The sequence below is a fragment of the Virgibacillus sp. DJP39 genome (genome assembly GCF_049310925.1).
Classification (GTDB): domain Bacteria; phylum Bacillota; class Bacilli; order Bacillales; family Amphibacillaceae; genus Virgibacillus_F.
Window position 1 is genome coordinate 1 of record NZ_JBMERP010000012.1, and the last position, 17,859, is coordinate 17,859.

The 17,859-nt window shown below is 39.6% G+C and carries 16 protein-coding genes, 1 riboswitch and 2 other annotated features; of the genes, 5 read left to right on the forward strand and 11 right to left on the reverse strand.

The window, feature by feature from the left end; genetic code table 11:
- The first annotated feature begins 169 nt into the window (after positions 1–169).
- A complete protein-coding gene (locus tag ACOI1D_RS06190; RefSeq protein ID WP_422500082.1) occupies positions 170–379 on the forward strand; it encodes a hypothetical protein in 210 nt (69 codons plus the stop codon).
- Positions 380–487: 108 nt separating this feature from the next.
- On the opposite strand, the gene lipA is transcribed toward ACOI1D_RS06190, so the two are convergent.
- Together lipA and ACOI1D_RS06200 are read right to left on the reverse strand one after the other, a co-directional pair.
- The gene (gene lipA, locus ACOI1D_RS06195; protein WP_422500084.1) at positions 488–1,432 is read right to left on the reverse strand and encodes a lipoyl synthase; all 945 of its coding nucleotides are present in this window, start codon (positions 1,430–1,432) and stop codon (positions 488–490) included.
- Positions 1,433–1,435: 3 nt separating this feature from the next.
- Positions 1,436–2,206, reverse strand: a complete 771-nt coding sequence (locus ACOI1D_RS06200) for a lipoate--protein ligase family protein (RefSeq protein ID WP_422500205.1) — start codon at positions 2,204–2,206, stop codon at positions 1,436–1,438.
- A 219-nt stretch (positions 2,207–2,425) separates the two neighbouring features.
- A riboswitch (TPP riboswitch) is annotated at positions 2,426–2,530 on the reverse strand.
- A 121-nt stretch (positions 2,531–2,651) separates the two neighbouring features.
- On the opposite strand from ACOI1D_RS06200, the gene ACOI1D_RS06205 reads away from it, so the two are divergent.
- Positions 2,652–3,665: a S66 family peptidase gene (locus tag ACOI1D_RS06205; RefSeq protein ID WP_422500085.1), complete on the forward strand. Its 1,014-nt coding sequence runs from the start codon at positions 2,652–2,654 to the stop codon at positions 3,663–3,665.
- Between the two features lie 100 nt (positions 3,666–3,765).
- Positions 3,766–4,659 carry a GNAT family N-acetyltransferase gene (locus tag ACOI1D_RS06210; RefSeq protein ID WP_422500086.1) on the forward strand — a complete coding sequence of 298 codons (894 nt, stop codon included), beginning with the start codon at positions 3,766–3,768 and terminating at the stop codon, positions 4,657–4,659.
- 344 nt (positions 4,660–5,003) lie between these two features.
- Here the strand turns inward: ACOI1D_RS06210 and trpA are convergent, their stop codons facing one another.
- The 7 genes from trpA to trpE are packed head-to-tail and all read right to left on the reverse strand — an operon-like array spanning position 5,004 to position 11,374.
- Positions 5,004–5,777 (reverse strand): tryptophan synthase subunit alpha, encoded by a 774-nt coding sequence (gene trpA / locus ACOI1D_RS06215; protein ID WP_422500088.1) that lies wholly within the window; start codon positions 5,775–5,777, stop codon positions 5,004–5,006.
- Positions 5,770–6,975, reverse strand: a complete 1,206-nt coding sequence (gene trpB / locus ACOI1D_RS06220; RefSeq protein ID WP_422500090.1) for a tryptophan synthase subunit beta — start codon at positions 6,973–6,975, stop codon at positions 5,770–5,772. The genes trpA and trpB overlap by 8 nt, the downstream gene beginning before the upstream one ends.
- Before the next feature lie 5 nt (positions 6,976–6,980).
- Entirely contained in the window at positions 6,981–7,580 is a 600-nt protein-coding gene (locus ACOI1D_RS06225; protein ID WP_422500091.1) for a phosphoribosylanthranilate isomerase, read from the reverse strand.
- Positions 7,570–8,364 (reverse strand): indole-3-glycerol phosphate synthase TrpC, encoded by a 795-nt coding sequence (trpC, locus tag ACOI1D_RS06230; protein WP_422500093.1) that lies wholly within the window; start codon positions 8,362–8,364, stop codon positions 7,570–7,572. The genes ACOI1D_RS06225 and trpC overlap by 11 nt, the downstream gene beginning before the upstream one ends.
- A 1-nt stretch (position 8,365) precedes the next feature.
- Positions 8,366–9,391, reverse strand: a complete 1,026-nt coding sequence (trpD, locus tag ACOI1D_RS06235; RefSeq protein WP_422500095.1) for an anthranilate phosphoribosyltransferase — start codon at positions 9,389–9,391, stop codon at positions 8,366–8,368.
- Positions 9,388–9,981: an aminodeoxychorismate/anthranilate synthase component II gene (locus ACOI1D_RS06240; RefSeq protein WP_422500097.1), complete on the reverse strand. Its 594-nt coding sequence runs from the start codon at positions 9,979–9,981 to the stop codon at positions 9,388–9,390. The genes trpD and ACOI1D_RS06240 overlap by 4 nt, the downstream gene beginning before the upstream one ends.
- Positions 9,965–11,374 (reverse strand): anthranilate synthase component I, encoded by a 1,410-nt coding sequence (gene trpE, locus ACOI1D_RS06245; protein WP_422500099.1) that lies wholly within the window; start codon positions 11,372–11,374, stop codon positions 9,965–9,967. The genes ACOI1D_RS06240 and trpE overlap by 17 nt, the downstream gene beginning before the upstream one ends.
- 360 nt (positions 11,375–11,734) lie before the next feature.
- Positions 11,735–11,990, reverse strand: a binding site (T-box leader).
- A gap of 37 nt (positions 11,991–12,027) precedes the next feature.
- Positions 12,028–12,275 (reverse strand) — a binding site (T-box leader).
- Between the two features lie 143 nt (positions 12,276–12,418).
- On the opposite strand from trpE, the gene ddlA reads away from it, so the two are divergent.
- Positions 12,419–13,525 carry a D-alanine--D-alanine ligase gene (ddlA, locus tag ACOI1D_RS06250; protein WP_422500101.1) on the forward strand — a complete coding sequence of 369 codons (1,107 nt, stop codon included), beginning with the start codon at positions 12,419–12,421 and terminating at the stop codon, positions 13,523–13,525.
- A 654-nt stretch (positions 13,526–14,179) separates the two neighbouring features.
- Here ddlA and ACOI1D_RS06255 read toward each other — a convergent pair.
- Positions 14,180–14,740 (reverse strand): nitroreductase family protein, encoded by a 561-nt coding sequence (locus ACOI1D_RS06255; protein ID WP_422500103.1) that lies wholly within the window; start codon positions 14,738–14,740, stop codon positions 14,180–14,182.
- Between the two features lie 220 nt (positions 14,741–14,960).
- On the opposite strand from ACOI1D_RS06255, the gene ACOI1D_RS06260 reads away from it, so the two are divergent.
- The gene (locus ACOI1D_RS06260) at positions 14,961–16,004 is read left to right on the forward strand and encodes a PTS transporter subunit IIC (protein ID WP_422500105.1); all 1,044 of its coding nucleotides are present in this window, start codon (positions 14,961–14,963) and stop codon (positions 16,002–16,004) included.
- Between the two features lie 91 nt (positions 16,005–16,095).
- On the opposite strand, the gene ACOI1D_RS06265 is transcribed toward ACOI1D_RS06260, so the two are convergent.
- A complete protein-coding gene (locus ACOI1D_RS06265; RefSeq protein WP_422500107.1) occupies positions 16,096–17,763 on the reverse strand; it encodes a peptide ABC transporter substrate-binding protein in 1,668 nt (555 codons plus the stop codon).
- Positions 17,764–17,859 lie beyond the last annotated feature (96 nt).

Consider the following 17,859-nt stretch of genomic DNA (forward strand, 5'->3'; position numbering starts at 1 on the left):
TGAAATGAATCTAGTACGCATTGTGTGCTATCTCATGGTATAATAAAGAACTTAGGGTAATTACGGTTTTTGCTCAGGAAATTGAACGGATGCTTAGAAAACGTGTCTTATCGCCATGCATTAATGGCAAAAGCCTCCGCCTAGCGATATAATATGGAGGTGTAAGAGAATGAATAAACGATGGACAATCAGTAAAATTAAAGAATTTGTTGAGAAAAATTCAAAAAGTAAATTGCTAACAACAGAATATCACGGTTTTTCTCAAAATTTACTGTTTAAATGTGAGTGTGGTAACAATTTTGAAAAAACATTTACGAAATTTAAAAATAAAAACCAACGTAAATGTGACTCGTGTCAACCGCCAAAAGAGTCAAGATAAACGTATAGAAAATAAACAAAGCACCGATTTCTATTAATAGAAATTGGTGCTTTTGTAAGAGCAATTTGATTGATTTAATGTGTAAATAGTACATTAAACCTGCCTTTGTTAGAATGTGAAGTCTACCTGTTTCTTTTCAGTTGCTTCATATTCCTTCATATACTTAATTCTTCGTTGTGCTGATGTTTGACTGACTTGTTCATCTGCATGATAGGAAGATCTGACGAGTGGACCGGATTCACAATGCTGGAATCCTTTTTTTAGTGCTATCTCCTTTAGCTCAGCAAATTCATCTGGATGGTAGTATTTTTCAACCTTTAAATGTTTTTTAGTAGGCTGCAGATATTGTCCAATGGTCATTATATCTACATTATGTGCCAAAAGGTCATCCATTGCTTCCATAATTTCCTCTTTCGTTTCACCTAGCCCAACCATGATACTGGATTTTGTAGGTGTCTTAGGTGCAATTTCTTTGACCCGTTTTAGTAACTCCAGGGAACGGTCATACATAGCACGAGCACGTACTTTTTTTGTCAATCTTCGTACTGTTTCAATATTGTGGTTAAAGATATCAGGTTCACTGTCCATCAATGTATGCAGGCTCTCGTAATCACCCTTCATATCAGACGGCAGGATTTCAATTGTACCACCGGGATTTGCTTTACGTATTGCGCGGACAGTTTGCGCAAAAACTGCTGCACCGCCGTCCTTCAAGTCATCTCGGGCTACAGCGGTTACTACAGTGTGCTTTAGACCCATGATTCCCACTGTTTCTGCCACACGTTCAGCTTCGCCCCAGTCAAGTTCATTCGGTAAGCCTGTTTTCACAGCGCAGAAGCGACAGCCTCTTGTACACGTGTCCCCTAGAATCATAAAGGTAGCTGTTTTTCTCTCACTCCAGCATTCGTGGATATTTGGACAGCGCGCCTCCTCACATACGGTATTTAATTTTTTCTCACGCATTAATTTTTTTAGACCAGTGTAGGATTTGTTGGTATTAATTTTCGTTTTAAGCCATTCTGGTTTACGTATGTATTCTTCTTGTTTTGCCACCCGTCACACACTCCTTTGATGATATAAATTCCATTCTTCTACAGAATATTTAGTCCTGGCCAAATCGTGAACTTTTTCCCATTGACTCTCTGTAAGCTTAAGCGGAACAAAGTCCATGTTAAGTCCAGTCTTAAACCCTTTAAGAAATGCTTCCTTTAGGTCCTCGTATGTATGGTTCTTCATGGTGACTTCGTTAATTGTAATTGCTTTCTTAGAAAAAGCATTACGCTTCATTGCTCGAATGTTCTCGTTTGGGAAAATAAATAAATCAAATAACATACTTTTATCAATACTCATTGGAATAGATCCATGCTGCAGAAGAACACCTTGCTTCCGTGTTTGCGCATTTCCTGAAATCTTTTTGCCGTCAACGACCATTTCATAGAAGGCAGGCTTTTCAAAGCAGACATCCGTTCGTTCTGTACTTTTCTTAGGTGTAGCATAATCTGCATGGATTCCTAATTGCTTATACCCTTCTAAGATTCCTTTTGACAAAACATAATAAGCCGCTTGGATGGATGTCGGAATATAGTCCCTGTCTTCTGAAACGACAATACTATAGGTCAACTCATCATCATGCAGCACAGCACTGCCACCAGTCAGGCGACGTACAAATTCACAACCATGACGTTTCACATTGGAAAAATCAATTGAACGTTCAGTATTTTGAAAATGCCCCACAGAAAGACTAGGTTTCGACCAACCGTAAAATCGCAAAGTAGGCGGAATTTCCCCCACACTATGCCAATCAAGCAACAACTCATCCAACGCCATATTAACCGACGCACTACTATAACCCGTATCAATAAAAGCCCAAGTTTCAGAATGACTCAAACAAACACCCCCTCTTGGTGCCAGGCACTTTTACTAGTAACCGGTAAAAGTGCCTGGCACCTCTAATTATTTTACCCAAATAAAAAAACTGCATTCCTTTTGTTATTGGAGTGCAGTCTGTTCGGTTCTGTGTATATACTTGGGTTAAAAATATACACAGTACAGTCAACGACACTTCCTCACGCTAGTATTACCTTAGTTCGAGTATAAGGGTCAGAACACTATTGTTCTTCTCAGCTGTAAATTGCTCCCCTAGTGTTAATATTTAATTTCTACGTCTATCTTAATAAAGCGAAGAGCGAAAGTAAAGGCAATTTAAAAAACTAGCTGTATTTTCCTAGGAGTGTGCGATATACTTAGTGAAATTATCTAGGAGGTAGTACTCATGATTACTTATCCATTTTTAACAAAGGGAAGTACAGTTGGAGTTACTGCGCCGTCATCCGGGCTAGAACCTGAGTTGCATGACATGTTAAAAAAAGCTTGCAAGCGTAGTGAAGAAAAAGACTACCCAGTAGTGTGCGGAGAGACGGTTTGGACACAGGTTAGGGGAAAGTCAGCATCAGCTGAAGTAAGAGCAAAGGAATTTAATCGTATGATGAAAGATAAAACGATTGATTTTATAGTTCCCCCTTGGGGAGGAGAACTGCTTATTGAAATAATTGATAAACTAGAATATAATTCCTTTCAAAAAAAGTGGATACTCGGGTATTCTGACACGAGTGTCTTACTGCTTGCAACGACATTAAAAACAGGCATGGCAACTGCTCATGGTACTAATTTCGTTGATTTACGCGGAGAGTATTCAGATGAAACAACAGCCAAGTGGGAGAAGGTTTTATCAACAAAACAAGGGGATTCCATTAAGCAGTATTCATCTAAAAAGTTCCAAAGAAAATCGGATCATGATAATCCCTCGCCAGAAGTCTTTCATTTAACAGAGCAAACGAAATGGAAGCCGCTTTCAGGTGAATATGCTTTTATAAAAGGTAGATTGTTAGGTGGGTGCATAGATGTAATTAGACATTTGATTGGTACTCCTTATGGAGATATACAACAGTTCCAAGAGGAAACAATCAGTAATGAGCCAATTCTATGGTACTTTGAAAACTGTGAGCTGAATACAACAGATTTAAGAAGGACACTATTTCAAATGAAACTAGCAGGGTGGTTTAAAAATTGCTCTGGTATTATGTTTGGGAGAAGCAGCGCGAATGACCCGGTTGAAAATTATGATGTACTGGATGTTTATAGGGATGTGGAGAACGAACTGAATGTCCCAATAGTTTATGACATCGACTGTGGGCATGTTCCACCACAAGTCACGCTTATTAATGGGGCCTATGCTGAGATTGAAGTGAAGGCAGGCAAAGGACAAATCGAACAATGGTTTAAGTGACATTGTAATCTGCTGATTAAGTGAATGCTAACGTTTGTTCTACGTTAAATGCCACATGTGTCAAATGGAAATTATCTATCAAATTATTATGAGGTGAGACATGATTACAATTAAAAGATTATCGGAATGTCCATTAGAGGATGTATTAAAAGCCTGGAACCTGGGGTTTGAAGGTTATTTTGTTGATTTATCAATGACGTTGGAACGGTTTGTCAGTCGTATGGTGACAGAAGGGTTTTCACCAGAATTGTCGATTGTAGCATTTGATGGCAGCAAACCAGTTGGAATTATTAAAACTGGTATAAGAATCATCAATGGAAAAAAAGTAGGATGGAATGGCGGGACAGGTGTAGCCAAAGATTACCGTAATCAAGGTGTGGGCAAACATATGATGGACCATCTGCTATCAATCTATGAAGAGCAAAATGTGGAGATAGCAACTCTGGAAGCTATTAAGGAAAATGAACATGCCATTAAGTTGTATAAAAATATGGGATATGTCATAAAAGATGAAGTAGCTAACTTTTCATTAAATGGTCCACAAACTATTGAGTCCGAAGTAACTACTAAAAAATATTCTATTAAAAAAACAATCCCACAGGAAACAGGGCAATTGCCTTTTTATAAAGCTGATTATACATGGCAAACACACTGGAAGAGTATGAGTAATGGGGAAGCAGTAATTGTCTTTGGTGAAAATGCTGAACCGGTAGGATATGCATACTATCGTCGTGTTTTTGATGACGATTTTAATCATCAGGCAACGGTTTTATACCAATGCGAAGCAGATCCAAATCATAATGATGCGTATGAGATTACGAAGTTGTTAATAGGTTATGTTTTTGATGATCTATCCGCAGACATTAAACGTGTTGTGGTGAATATGCCTAAAAAGGGAAGTCAATTAACATATGGCGTATTGTTAGAACACTCTTTTTCAGTAGATGTAGAACAAGTTTGCATGGAAAAAGAAATGAATCGGTTTTTTAAATAAAAATCCAATACTGTTTTCATTAGAATCGATATCAGTATAATTCGCCATTAAAGCTTGGCGGTAAGCTGAGTTTTCTAAAAAAATCGAGCGCTCTGTGTCCAAAATCGAGCGCAGATCCAATAAAAGCGAGCACCAACTTGAATTATCGAGCACCGACTCAAGAAATCGAGCACCAACAATTTGGTGCTCGATTGTGACTGATCAGTGCTCGATATTCAAAATCAGTGCTCGATTTCCGCATGTCAGTGCTCGAAAAAGTCCGCTGCGCCACCCACCCCCAAACAACGCAAAATAAACCAAAAAAGCATCTGCCCACCAATATGGTAAACAGATGCAATTTCTTTCTATAAACTGCTTTTAATTAACTCTTTAATTTCGTCCCGTTTACCTTCATGAAACAAATCGACAATCTTACTACCCACAATAACACCGTCACAATTTCCGCCTAGTTCCTTTGCCTGATCTGAATTGGACACGCCGAATCCTGCCAATACGGGAACGTTAGCAATTTCTTTTAAACCTTGTAAAAAGCCTTTAACATTCGCGCTATGTGTAGCCTTTGCGCCAGTTGTTCCAGTGACGGATACAGCGTAGAGGAAGCCTTCTGATCGTTTTGCGATTTCGGCTAGACGTGATTCACCACTAGTTAATGCAGCAAGCCTTACAAAAGCAATGGAGTTTTCCTGTAAGCTTCCAGCTATCAATGACTCCTCTTCAAGCGGCAGATCGGGAATGATTATGCCATCTACCCCAGACGCAGCGCAATCAGTAGTAAATTTTTCAACTCCATACGTATAAATGGGATTAAAATATGTCATTAAAATAATAGGTATATTCCTGTTTTCTTTACTATTTTTCAAGGTTTCAAGCACACCGAACAAGGTTGTTCCTTTGGCAAGTGCCCGCAGTCCTGCACCCTGTATTGTAGGGCCATCTGCAACAGGATCGGAAAAGGGAATTCCCAATTCAACTGCGCTCGCACCACAGGATTGGAGGAATTCAATTCGCTCATCCAAATTCTCTAAACCACCATCTCCGGCCATAATATAAGGGATGAAAAGTTTTTCATTCTTCTCAAGTTTTTTCTGAAAGGCTTGATTAATCCGTGATTTACCCATTGTCATTTCCCTCCAATGCTGCTTTTACTTGTTCAACGTCTTTATCCCCACGACCGGATAGGCAAATAACCAGTGTCTGATCCTTGGTCATTTCTTTTGCATGTTTCAAGGCAAATGCGATGGCATGTGCGCTTTCAAGTGCTGGGATAATACCTTCTTTTTTGGATAACAATTGAAATGCCTCTAATGCTTCTTCATCTGTAATCGATGTGTATGTCACACGAGATGTCTCGTGCATGTGACTGTGCTCTGGGCCGACTCCAGGATAATCAAGGCCTGCCGAGATAGAATGAGCTTCCTGAATTTGTCCATGTTCATCCTGCAGTAAATGTGATATCGTTCCATGCAATACGCCTACGTTTCCGGCTGTCAGTGTGGCAGCGTGTTTATTGGTTTCTACACCTGATCCACCGGCTTCAACGCCATATAGTGCTACATCTGTATCCTCGATAAATGGATAAAACATTCCCATTGCGTTACTGCCTCCACCAACGCAAGCAATCACAGCATCTGGTAATTTATTTGTTTTTGCTAACATTTGTTGCTTCGTTTCATTTCCAATTACTGCCTGGAAGTCACGAACAATTTTCGGAAATGGGTGCGGGCCTACTACAGACCCAATGATATAGTGCGTATCTTCAACATTGCTTGCCCAATAGCGCAAAGCCTCATTTACTGCATCTTTAAGCGTGCCACTTCCTTGTGAAACACTTTCAACTCGAGCACCTAGCAGTTCCATTCGAAAGACATTTAACTTTTGTCTGCGAATATCTTCTTCTCCCATGAACACGACACACTCTAATCCAAGAAGTGCACAAACCGTAGCCGTCGCAACTCCGTGTTGTCCAGCACCAGTTTCAGCGACGACTTTTTTCTTGCCCATCCGCAGTGTCAGCAGAGCTTGACCAACAGTATTGTTAATTTTATGTGCACCAGTATGGTTAAGGTCCTCACGCTTTAAATATATTTCAGGACCACCAAGCATTTTGGTTAATCTTTCAGCATGGTACAGAGGAGTCTCGCGACCTACATAGTCTTTCAGATAATAATTTACTTCCTCTACAAAACTAGGATCCTGCATAGCATCTTCAAAAGCTGTTTCTAATTCTAGTAAAGCAGGCATTAATAGTTCTGGAACAAATCTTCCTCCAAAATTACCGTAACGGCCAGTTTTATCAGGCATTGAATAGGTTGTCATGTTACTCATCCTTTCGCTTGTAAAATAAATTCTTTGATCTTGCTTAAGTCCTTGTTACCGTTTGTTTCTATACCACTTGAAACGTCAACACCGACTGGATTTGCTAAGTTTATAGCTTGTTGAACATTTTTAGGGGTCAGTCCTCCAGCTAAAATCAGTTTATCGCTATCTAGATTCAGTTCCTTTAATATTGTCCAGTCAAATGCAGTGCCATTTCCGCCACGGTTTGCACCATATGGACTATCAATTAAATAATAATCACATGGATAAACCTTTATTTTGGAAAAGTTTTCCACAGTTGCTGGAAATGCTTTGATTACTGGATAGGGTAGTTGCTCAGCAAATTCAGCTGGTTCATCTCCGTGAAGCTGAATATAATCAAGCCCTACTTTTTCTGCAATAGATGTTATTGTTTCCATCGTTTCATTTACAAAAACCCCGACCTTTTTAACGGACAATGGAACGATGGAGGCGATATCGGTCGCTTGTTCAGGTGTCAGAAATCGTTTGCTTGGTGCAAATACAAAGCCGATAAAATCTGCTCCAGCCGTGACTGCCGCTTCAGCTGCTTCCCTACTCATAATTCCGCATGTTTTAACGAGCACTGAAATTCACGTCCTTAGCCTTAAGTGGTATTTGCAGGTCGAAAAATGTTGCGGCCAAATCATCCGATCTCATCAGTGTTTCACCAACTAGAATTCCTTTTGCTCCAGCCTGTGCGGTACGTTCCACGTCTATTCGGGATTTGATGCCACTTTCACTAATCAGGGTGGTAGCTTGATCCTTAACCATTGAAGCAAGTCTTTCCGTAACATTCAAATCAACTTCAAATGTTTTTAGGTTCCGGTTGTTGATTCCAATTAAAGTTGCACCTAATTCAATTGCCACTTCCATTTCAGCTTCATTATGCACTTCACAAAGCACCTCTAAATCTTCTTCCTTTGCATAGTTGTAAAGCTCCCTCAGCTTGTTTTCAGACAGTGCTGCAACAATCAGTAATATAATGTTAGCGCCAGCCTGTTTTGCCTGTTTGATTTGAACGTTGTCGATCATAAAATCCTTGCAGAGCAGTGGAAGGTCAACAGCACCTCGGACTGCTCGTAAATCGTCCATAGATCCATTGAAAAATGTTTTATCGGTTAGAACTGAGATGACGCTAGCACCTAAGCTTTCATACTCTTTGGCCTGTTTGACTGGGTCAACTGCCATGTCAATCGCTCCCTTTGATGGGGAGGAACGCTTGATTTCTGCTATAATCTGCATGTAATTCCTGCTAGAGAAAATCGGCTTTACTTCTTTGAAAAAATCATTGGAACCGTTAAATTCAGCCAATTTAAGCTGTTCAACTTCTATTTCCTTTTGGGCAATTATTTTATCTAATATGGTCACCTTATATCACCTCGCTGGGAATTTGTTTGCTGTATTCCACTAATCGCCGCAGTTTTTCAAGAGCAGCACCTGAATCAATGCTTTCTTTAGCTAATTCAACACCTTTTTCAATTGTAGATGCTTTTCCATTTGCAAAAAGTCCGAGTCCAGCATTTAGTAGTACTGTATCTCGGTAAGGACCCTGCTTTCCTTGTAGGACATTTTGTAAAATAACAGCATTGTCTTTTGCGTCACCGCCACGGATTTTATCATTTTCGTAAACAGGCAAACCCAGTTCTTCTGGATGGAGTGTAAAGGAAGTAGACTGGCCGTTCTCCAGTAGTACCAGGTGGTTTTCACCTGCGAGTGATGCTTCATCCATGTACCCCGCGCCATTCACCACTAATGCTCGACGACGTCCAAGTTTTTGCAATGTCACTGCCATCATCCCTAACATGTCACGACGGTAAATTCCTAGGAGCTGCGAGTCAAGATCAACCGGATTTGTTAGCGGGCCAATCAGATTAAAAATCGTTGGTAAACCCAACTCTATTCGAACCTTCATAAAACGTTTTAAATTTGGATGTACATGGGGTGCAAACAAAAACGAGATCCCATTTTCCCGTAAGATTTCCTCCGTCTGCTTAGGTTGTAAGGATAGAGAGATTCCCAAATGTTCCAACACATCGGCACTCCCTGTTTTACTGGAGATACTCCGATTTCCGTGTTTTGCGATTGTAACACCGGCACCTGCAATGACGAACGCAGCAGTCGTACTAATGTTAAAACTATGTGACTGATCGCCACCAGTTCCGCAGTTATCCATTACATAGGGAATGGATGTAGGAACTGACTGTGACTCCGCACGAATTACTTCAACAATTCCAGTGATTTCATCAGCAGTTTCTCCTTTTGACCGTAAAGCAGTTAAAAGTGAAGCAATCTCTGTATCTGTAATATCCGTTTTAAAGCAATGCTCAATTGCTAGTTTCATTTCATCCACTGTAAGATTTTGTTGATTCAACAATTTTTCAAGCTGTCGTTTCATAGTAATGCTCCTCTCTTAATCCCAGTTTCTTGTAAAAAGTTTTGAATTACTTGTTTGCCTGATAGTGTGCCAATTGATTCAGGATGAAACTGTACCCCGTATACGGGATAATCATAGTGTTTAACCCCCATAATTTCGTTGTCATCCAAGGATGTTGCAACGACTTCTAATTCATCGGAAAGAGTCACCCTGTCAACAACCAGAGAATGGTACCGCATTACTTCTAATGGCTGTGTTAAATAACTAAACAATCCAAGCCCGTTATGGGTAATCATTGATGTTTTACCATGTTTGATAACTTTAGCCTGATTGATTTCACTGCCTAAAGCAGCTGCAATAATCTGGTGACCTAAACAAATACCAAGAATGGGTATACGTTTATAAAATTCCTTCACAATATTGATACAATTTCCCGCTGTTTCCGGTGTTCCAGGACCAGGTGAGATAACAATAGCTTCAGGGTTTAGTTCAGCAATTTCGATGCTCGTAATCTCGTCATTTCGAACTACCGTAACATCGGCATTTTCACTTGAAAAATAGTGGTAGACATTATAGGTAAAGGAATCATAGTTATCAATTAGTAGAATCATGGTTATTTACCTCCATTAGTGATTTAGCTTTGTAAAGCGTTTCATTGTACTCATTTTCCGGAATAGAGTCATAGACAATCCCAGCACCAGCCTGTAGGTATGCAGTGTTTTCTTTAATTACGAGTGAACGGATAGCCAATGCCATGTTGATATCATGATTAAAGTTGATATAACCAATACCACCCGCATAGACACCGCGTTTACTTTCTTCTAAATCATTAATGATCTGCATGGCACGGATCTTTGGTGCGCCTGAAACTGTTCCAGCAGGTAAACATGCAATAAGAGCATCAATGCTTGAGTAGTTATCCCTAAGCTTGCCGTGGACCTCAGATACGATGTGCATGACGTGCTGATACTTCTCTACTTCCATAAAAGTAGGAATCGTGATGGTGTCTATTTCGGAAACACGACCAATATCATTTCTGCTTAAATCAACAAGCATCCGGTGTTCAGCAATTTCCTTCGCATCAGCAAGCAGATCTTTTACTAGTGTTGCATCTTCTTCATCTGTCTTTCCGCGAGGTCGTGTTCCTGCAATAGGATTAGTTACAATTCGTTTGCCGGTCGTTTGGACGAGGCTTTCTGGTGATGCACCTAAAACCTGATAGCTTTCAAAATCAATATAAAACATATATGGAGAGGGGTTAGCTTTCCTTAATTTTCGATAAAAAGAAAATGGATCTCCGTTAATCGTTGCTTTCATCCGTTGTGATAGTACAATCTGAAAAGCATCACCTTGCTGAATATGCTGTTTTGCAACCTTTACGTTTTCCATAAACTGTTCTTTGTCCATTTCAGGTTGAAAGGTCATATTCTTTTCATCATAGGTAGGGATGGTTACCGTTGATGTTAAGGCTCTTTTCATCGTTTCTATTCGTTCATCCAATACATTTTCTGATTGTTCATCAGGATTCATCGCAATCAAGTAAGCAGCTTCATTTCGGTGATCAAAAGCAATAACATTTTTGTATAACATGAGGTGTACCTCAGGCATGTCAATCGTGTCTTCTAAGTCAGCTCCAATCTGTTCATAAGAACGAATGACATCGTAGCCAATGTATCCGATTGCCCCCCCGGCAAAAGGAAGTGGAAGGTCAATTTCCATTTTAGGCAACTGTTTCTGTAAAACAGATAAGACAGGTGAATCTATTTTTTCTTCGGTTCCTTTGTTATGATTTAGAACAGTAGTAACATTATCCTCACCAATAAGCTCTAAATAAGGATCTGCACCAATAAATGAAAATTTCCCTTTTTTCTCATGTGGAAAAGAACTTTCTAACAGGAACTTTTTCTTTCCTTCTAGATTGGTATAAATTCCGATGGGTGTTAACATGTCAGCATTTTGTTTAACAAGTTTATATGGAAGTGTAGTTTGATTTTTAGTTTGCATAACCGATTCTCCTTTGTAGTTCGTAAATTTTGTTGCTTTTTAACCGTCGCAGCTGATACAAACTGTGAAGTTACTAACCGCTGCGGAAATACACTACGCTTTCCGCGGGAGGCTGGTGAGCCTCCTCGTGCTACGCACTGTGGGGTCTCACCTATGCCTTTCCTCCCGCAGGAGTCTTCGTGTATTTCCTTCACTGGCGTAGTACTTAACAAACGGTCATTCATCTAATCTGACTCTCCGTAGCGGAAATCAATCTAGCGGTATGTCGCAGTTTGCAGACTTTGTGTAAAAACAACAATTTTTTATAAACAGCTTAAAAAATAAAAAAAGTCCTCTACAAACACAGATGAAAATGTGTTTGTAGAGGACGATTATCGCGGTGCCACCTCAGTTGAAAGGAATACAGAATCCCTTCATCTCATTTCGGGTACAAAATTTGCGCCAAGCATCATGTTAAACCCTATCCGTATAACGGCGGAGCACCGTGTTTCCCTACTCATTTTCAAGAAACATCTCATAAGGCCATTCAACATACATTCACGTGCCGGAATCACACCATCACCGGCTCTCTGTAACGCTTCAGCAAATGTTTACTATTCTTACTCATCAATTTGTTATATATAATTATTAGAATACAAAAAGGCCCCCATCCAGAAAAGGACGAGGACCCCGTGGTACCACCTTTGTTAGCTGATTTACTCAACTCACTTTGCTATCAAGTTAAAACTTAATAGTTGTCTTTTTTATCGATAAGACGTTCGCCAAATCCTACTGCATACGATGTATGGTTCAGTTTGGAAGTTCAAAAGGCCATTCATCAAGCGTTCCACACTGGTTCGCAGCCCCACCAGCTCTCTAAAGAGGAAACATCCTGATTACTATTCTTCATCATCACTTTGCACGATTTAATTATTGAAACTAATATTAAAGAAAGTTGGAGCAAATGTCAAGTGGTTTTTTTAATAATAATAATTCTTCTGTTAAATAGAGCTCGTTTTGTGGTATTTTAATAGTAAGGTTATTGGAGAAGAGAGGGCGTTTATGATGAAAAAAACTAAAGTGGGTATTATTTTTGGTGGCAAATCTGCGGAACATGAAGTGTCCTTGCAATCAGCCAAAAATATTGTAGATGCAATTGACAAAACAAAATATGAGGTCGTTTTGGTTGGGATCGATAAACAAGGAAAGTGGCATATTAATGACCAAACATCATACTTAATAAATGAAGAAAACCCTAAATTAATTCAATTAAATAAATCAAATGAAAACATAGCTATTGTACCTGGTGAAACGAGCCATCAGCTAATACACGCATCAAAGGAAATGAGCATAGATCAACTAGATGTTGTTTTCCCAATTGTTCATGGAACCTTGGGCGAAGATGGTAGTATGCAAGGAATGCTTCGGATAGCGAATTTGCCATTTGTTGGTACCAGTGTTCTTGGTTCGGCTGTGTGTATGGATAAAGATATTGCAAAGCGCTTACTGAAAGAAGCAGGGATTAATGTTGCCAAAGGGTTCGCGTTCACTCGGGCTAAGAAAAACAACATAAACTTCGACGAGGTAAAGGAGCAAATAGATGTTCCAATGTTTATTAAACCTGCAAATCAAGGTTCCTCGGTTGGGGTAAGTAAAGTTTCGACGAAGGAAGAATTTGATGAAGCAATCCGAGTTGCATTCCAATACGATCATAAGGTTATTGTCGAGGAAAGTGTTGTCGGCCGCGAAGTAGAGTGCGCTGTCCTTGGAAATGTAGATCCACAAGCCTCAATACCGGGTGAAATATTACCGCAAACGGAATTTTACTCATATGAATCAAAGTATATTGATGAAAGTGGTGCAAAGCTGGCTATTCCAGCAGATCTTCCTGATGCGATGGTAGAAAAGATCCAAGCAGCTGCGATTGATGTGTTTCAAACCCTAGAATGCGAAGGGTTAGCGCGGGTAGACTTCTTTTTGAAGGAAAACGGAGAGATCTATGTTAATGAAGTAAACACTTTGCCGGGATTCACTAGAATTAGTATGTACCCTAAACTATGGGAAATCAGTGGGGTATCATACCCTGAGCTAATTAACCGGTTGATTGAGTTGGCAATCGAACGTCATGAGCTTGATGGAATGTTAAAAAGTGCAGTTTGGGATGAAGCATAGCAGATGAGTTTATGTTAAAAAAGTTCTCGCTAAATTTGTTGATACAGCGGGCGCGATGATGGGTATTATTGGATTACGGCCAATTCCCAGAGCATGAAAGATGATAAATAAATGTAAAAGACACCAGCAGAATTGCAGGCTGGTGTCTTTTAATTAGGGTGTTTTCTAAAAGATTGTTGTTTTTGTCGTAAAATCTATAGACTGCGACGTAAATGCCATATTTTGTTTTTACCACTCTTTATTAGATTAGATTAGTGTTGATCCAGCGCTGCGGAAAAACACTCGCTTTCCGTGGGGAACGCTTCAGCCTCCTCGGAGCAAAAACCGCTCACTGCGGGGTCTTCAGACTGTTCCTTTCCCACCGGAGTCTCGCATTTTTCCGCAGCTTAGATAGCTTTCTTCTCAAGGGTGAAGGAGTCCCAGTCAAACATAGGGGTCATGCGCACTTTTCTTAGTGAAGGCAGAATACGAAGACTCCTACGGGAACAGCGCGAGTCCGAAGACCCCGGAAGAAGCGTTCTTTGCTTCTGAGGCCGTGCCCGTGGAAAGCGAAGTATTCTGCCAGAACGCGGCGTCAAAAGAATTTTCACACGTCGCAGTTTTTATCAACTACGAAGTTCAAAAAGCAACAAAACTTACGAAAAGAGTCTTTAATTATCCTTTAAAAGTCGAAAATTTATCTGCGACTGATTTTCTTGGTTTTGCAATTGGCGCCTCATCAAAATATCCTAAATGTATAAAACCAACAATTTTTTCGTTCTCTGATACGTCCAATATGTTTTTCACGTTCTCGTCATAAATGTGTGGATTGGTTTTCCATACAACACCAAGCTGTTGTTCCCAAGCAAGCAATTGGAAGTTATGAATCATCGAAGCGGTGGCGCCAAAGTTTTCATCGTATTGTTTTTGGTTGTCAGGTACATCCATGACAACAATTAAAAACGCATTAGGTTCGTTAAGGTAAGCTTCACGATTTTCCTGCTTTTCCTCTGGATAAGTAGAAGCTACCTTTTTTGCGAACGTTTCTTTTTGATCGGATCCAATAAAAATAAACCGCCATGGCTGACGCATCCCGTGTGTAGGTGCCCATACAGCACTATCAAGCAGTTCTAAAACTGTCTCCTGTTCTACTGTTCTATCTGTATATCCGTTTTTAACTGAACGGCGTTCCCGGATAAGTTTTGCGAGATTAGTAAGTTGTTTTGCATGTTCCATGTTTATATCCCCCTAAAACATTTATATGACAATTTAATTGATAACAGTTATCAATTAAATTGTAACGAACTATGCCTGACATTGCAATGTAAAAATGTTAAAAAAAAATTTAAAAAACACTTGCCATGTGAATTAATTCACGTGATAATAGAAAAAGTTATATGAATGCATTACATGTAGGTTAGGTTTGTGAAATTTATCACAATGGGGAGGGAGATAAATGAAAGCGTTTTTAAAACGTAAGGGAGTTACATTATCGTGGAAAGAGTACGTCGTTACAGCATTAAGCTATATGGCATTAGGATTATTTTCATCTTTAATAATTGGCTTAATCATCAAAACGACGGGAGAACAGCTGGGGCAGTTTGCCTGGTTTCCTAATGATATTGAAACAGCGCTTAAAAGTATGGGTGCCTATGCAATGGAAACAAAAATCATGGGTGGTGCAATTGGAGTAGCTATTGCCTACGGGTTAAAAGCACCACCATTGGTCCTGCTTTCCGCATTATTTGCCGGAGCTTTTGGGGCAGAATTAGGTGGCCCGGTAGGGAGTTATGTTGCAGCTTTGTTTGCAACTGAGTTTGGTAAACTGGTATATAAAGAGACGCGAGTAGATATAATTGTTACTCCATTTGTTACGATTCTCGCAGGGTTTTTAACAGGGACATTTATTGGTCCGCCAATTAATACATTCATGACTTGGTTTGGTGAAGTAATCAATTGGTCGACAGCTCAACAACCATTTATTATGGGAATCCTTGTAGCAGTGCTGATGGGTTGGGCATTAACTGCTCCGATTTCAAGTCTTGCAATCGCCATGATGCTTTCACTTGATGGGCTTGCAGCAGGTGCAGCAACAATTGGATGTGCAGCTCAAATGATTGGATTTGCCGTGATCAGTTATCGAGATAATGGTTTGGGTGGATTTTTTGCCCAGGGTATTGGGACCTCTATGTTACAGGTTGCTAATATATTAAAAAAACCACTGCTCATTATTCCACCTACAGTAGCAGCTATTGTTATAGCGCCTTTTGCCACGGTCTGGCTGGAGATGGAAAATAATTCACTTGGAGCAGGTATGGGTACCAGTGGTTTAGTTGGACAAATAATGACGTTTGAAACGATGGGCTTCACATGGGATATTTTTGGAGCTGTGTTAATCCTTCATATAATTGCGCCGGCTGTTATCAGCTTATTGGTAGCAGCTTACTTTCGGAAAAAAGGATGGATTAAGCCTGGCGATATGAAAATTTCATACGAATAAAAAGGAAGGCCCTGTGATTCAGGGCCTTCCTTTACTGTCTTGTGAAAACATACGTGCTTTTCAAAATTTCTTCCGTGTTTCCCGTAGATTATTATTTATTCACATTTGCCCATTTATATTCATAAGTTGCTCCAAATGGATTCACATGGGCACCTTCTACTTTCGGCGAAACCAATTGTGCTCTGGAACTTTGGAATATAGGTGCAATAGCTGCATCTTCAAATAAAATTTTCTCAGCTTCTAAGAAGTTTTTGTACCGTGCTACATTGTCCTGGGCTAGTGATGTAGCCGTTTCTTTCACTAATTTATCATATTTAGGATTTGAATAGCCCATTGCGTTATTTCCGCTATCTGTTGTCCATAGATTCATAAACGTAAATGGATCAAGGAAGTCAGGGCCCCATCTGGAAACTTGCATTTCATAATCCATTTTTGTGTCTAAATCAAGACGTTGTTCTTTCGGTACTTGCTTTAAATTAACCTTTAATCCTGGCAGGTTTCTAGAAAGTTGGTTTGAAATATATTGAACCATTGTCTTGGTGGTTTCATCATCACCTGTTAATAACTCAAGTTCCAAATTTTCTTTTCCAAGTTCTTTTAACCCTTTTTTCCAGTATTTCAAAGCTTCTTTTTTATCGTAAGTCACAAGGTCTCCACTAACTTCCCGGAAATCTTTTCCTGTCTCAGGCATTGGAGTAAAGTTAGCTGGTACGAGACCATTTGCAACCAATGATCCATTGTTAAGAATTTCGTCAACTAAAGCTTGCTTGTTAAAAGCTTTGCTAATAGCTTTTCGTATATTTTCATTTGCAAGAGCTTTGTTAGATTCCTGATTAAACTTTATGAAGTAAACAAATGTATCAGGTGTAACAACATAGTCTTCATGTGACTTATATTTATCAACAAGGTCGGCAGTTAAATCCACACGGTCTACCTGACCTGAAGTGTAAAGACTTACTGCTGTTTGCGGATCTTTAATAACTTCAAATGTTATCTTGTCCATTTGGACGGTATCAGCATCCCAGTAATCTTTGTTTTTAACAAGATCCCAAGAACTGCTTGTACTCTTCCAATTATCAATTGTATATGGTCCATTTGCCAATAATGTATCAGAGCTTGTTGCAAAGTTCTCTCCTTGTTTTTCAACAAATTCCTGGTTTAGTGGTAGAAATGTGCCAAAAGTAGTTAGTGATTCAAAATATGGTGTTGGATTTTCCAGTTCTACTACAAACGTGTGGTCATCTTTTGCAGAAACCCCAAGTTTTTCAGCTGGAACTTCCCCTGTGCTTACTGCAGTTGCATTTTTAATTACACTATTCATCATGTATGGACCGTATTCTGATCCTGTATCCGGGTTAACTGCACGTCTCCACGAGTAAACAAAATCATGAGCAGTTACCGGGTCGCCATTTTCCCAAACTGCGTCTTCACGCAAATTAAAGGTCCAAGTAAGTCCATCTTCACTTACTTTGTGATCAGTTGCAATTCCAGCAACAGGTTTTGCATTTTCGTCTAATCTGTAAAGACCTTCCGTTGTTGCGGCTAAATAGATAAACGATGATTCGTCTGTTGCGAGTGAAGGATCCATGGATGGTATTGTTACAGGATTTGTAAAGTTAAGTACCTTCTGTCCCTCTGTTGATGATGTATCAGATGATTCTTCAGTCTCCTTAGTTTCTTCACTATCTCCGCTACAAGCTACTAATAAACTAAGTAATAGACCGAATGCTAGCATTAAAAGCCAATTCTTTTGCTGCATTTAATAGACCTCCCGTAAATTTAATTTTCTGACAAACAACTCTAAGAAGTTATGAGAAGTTTAGAAGTTATTAGTATAACTGTTCATTGGTAATAT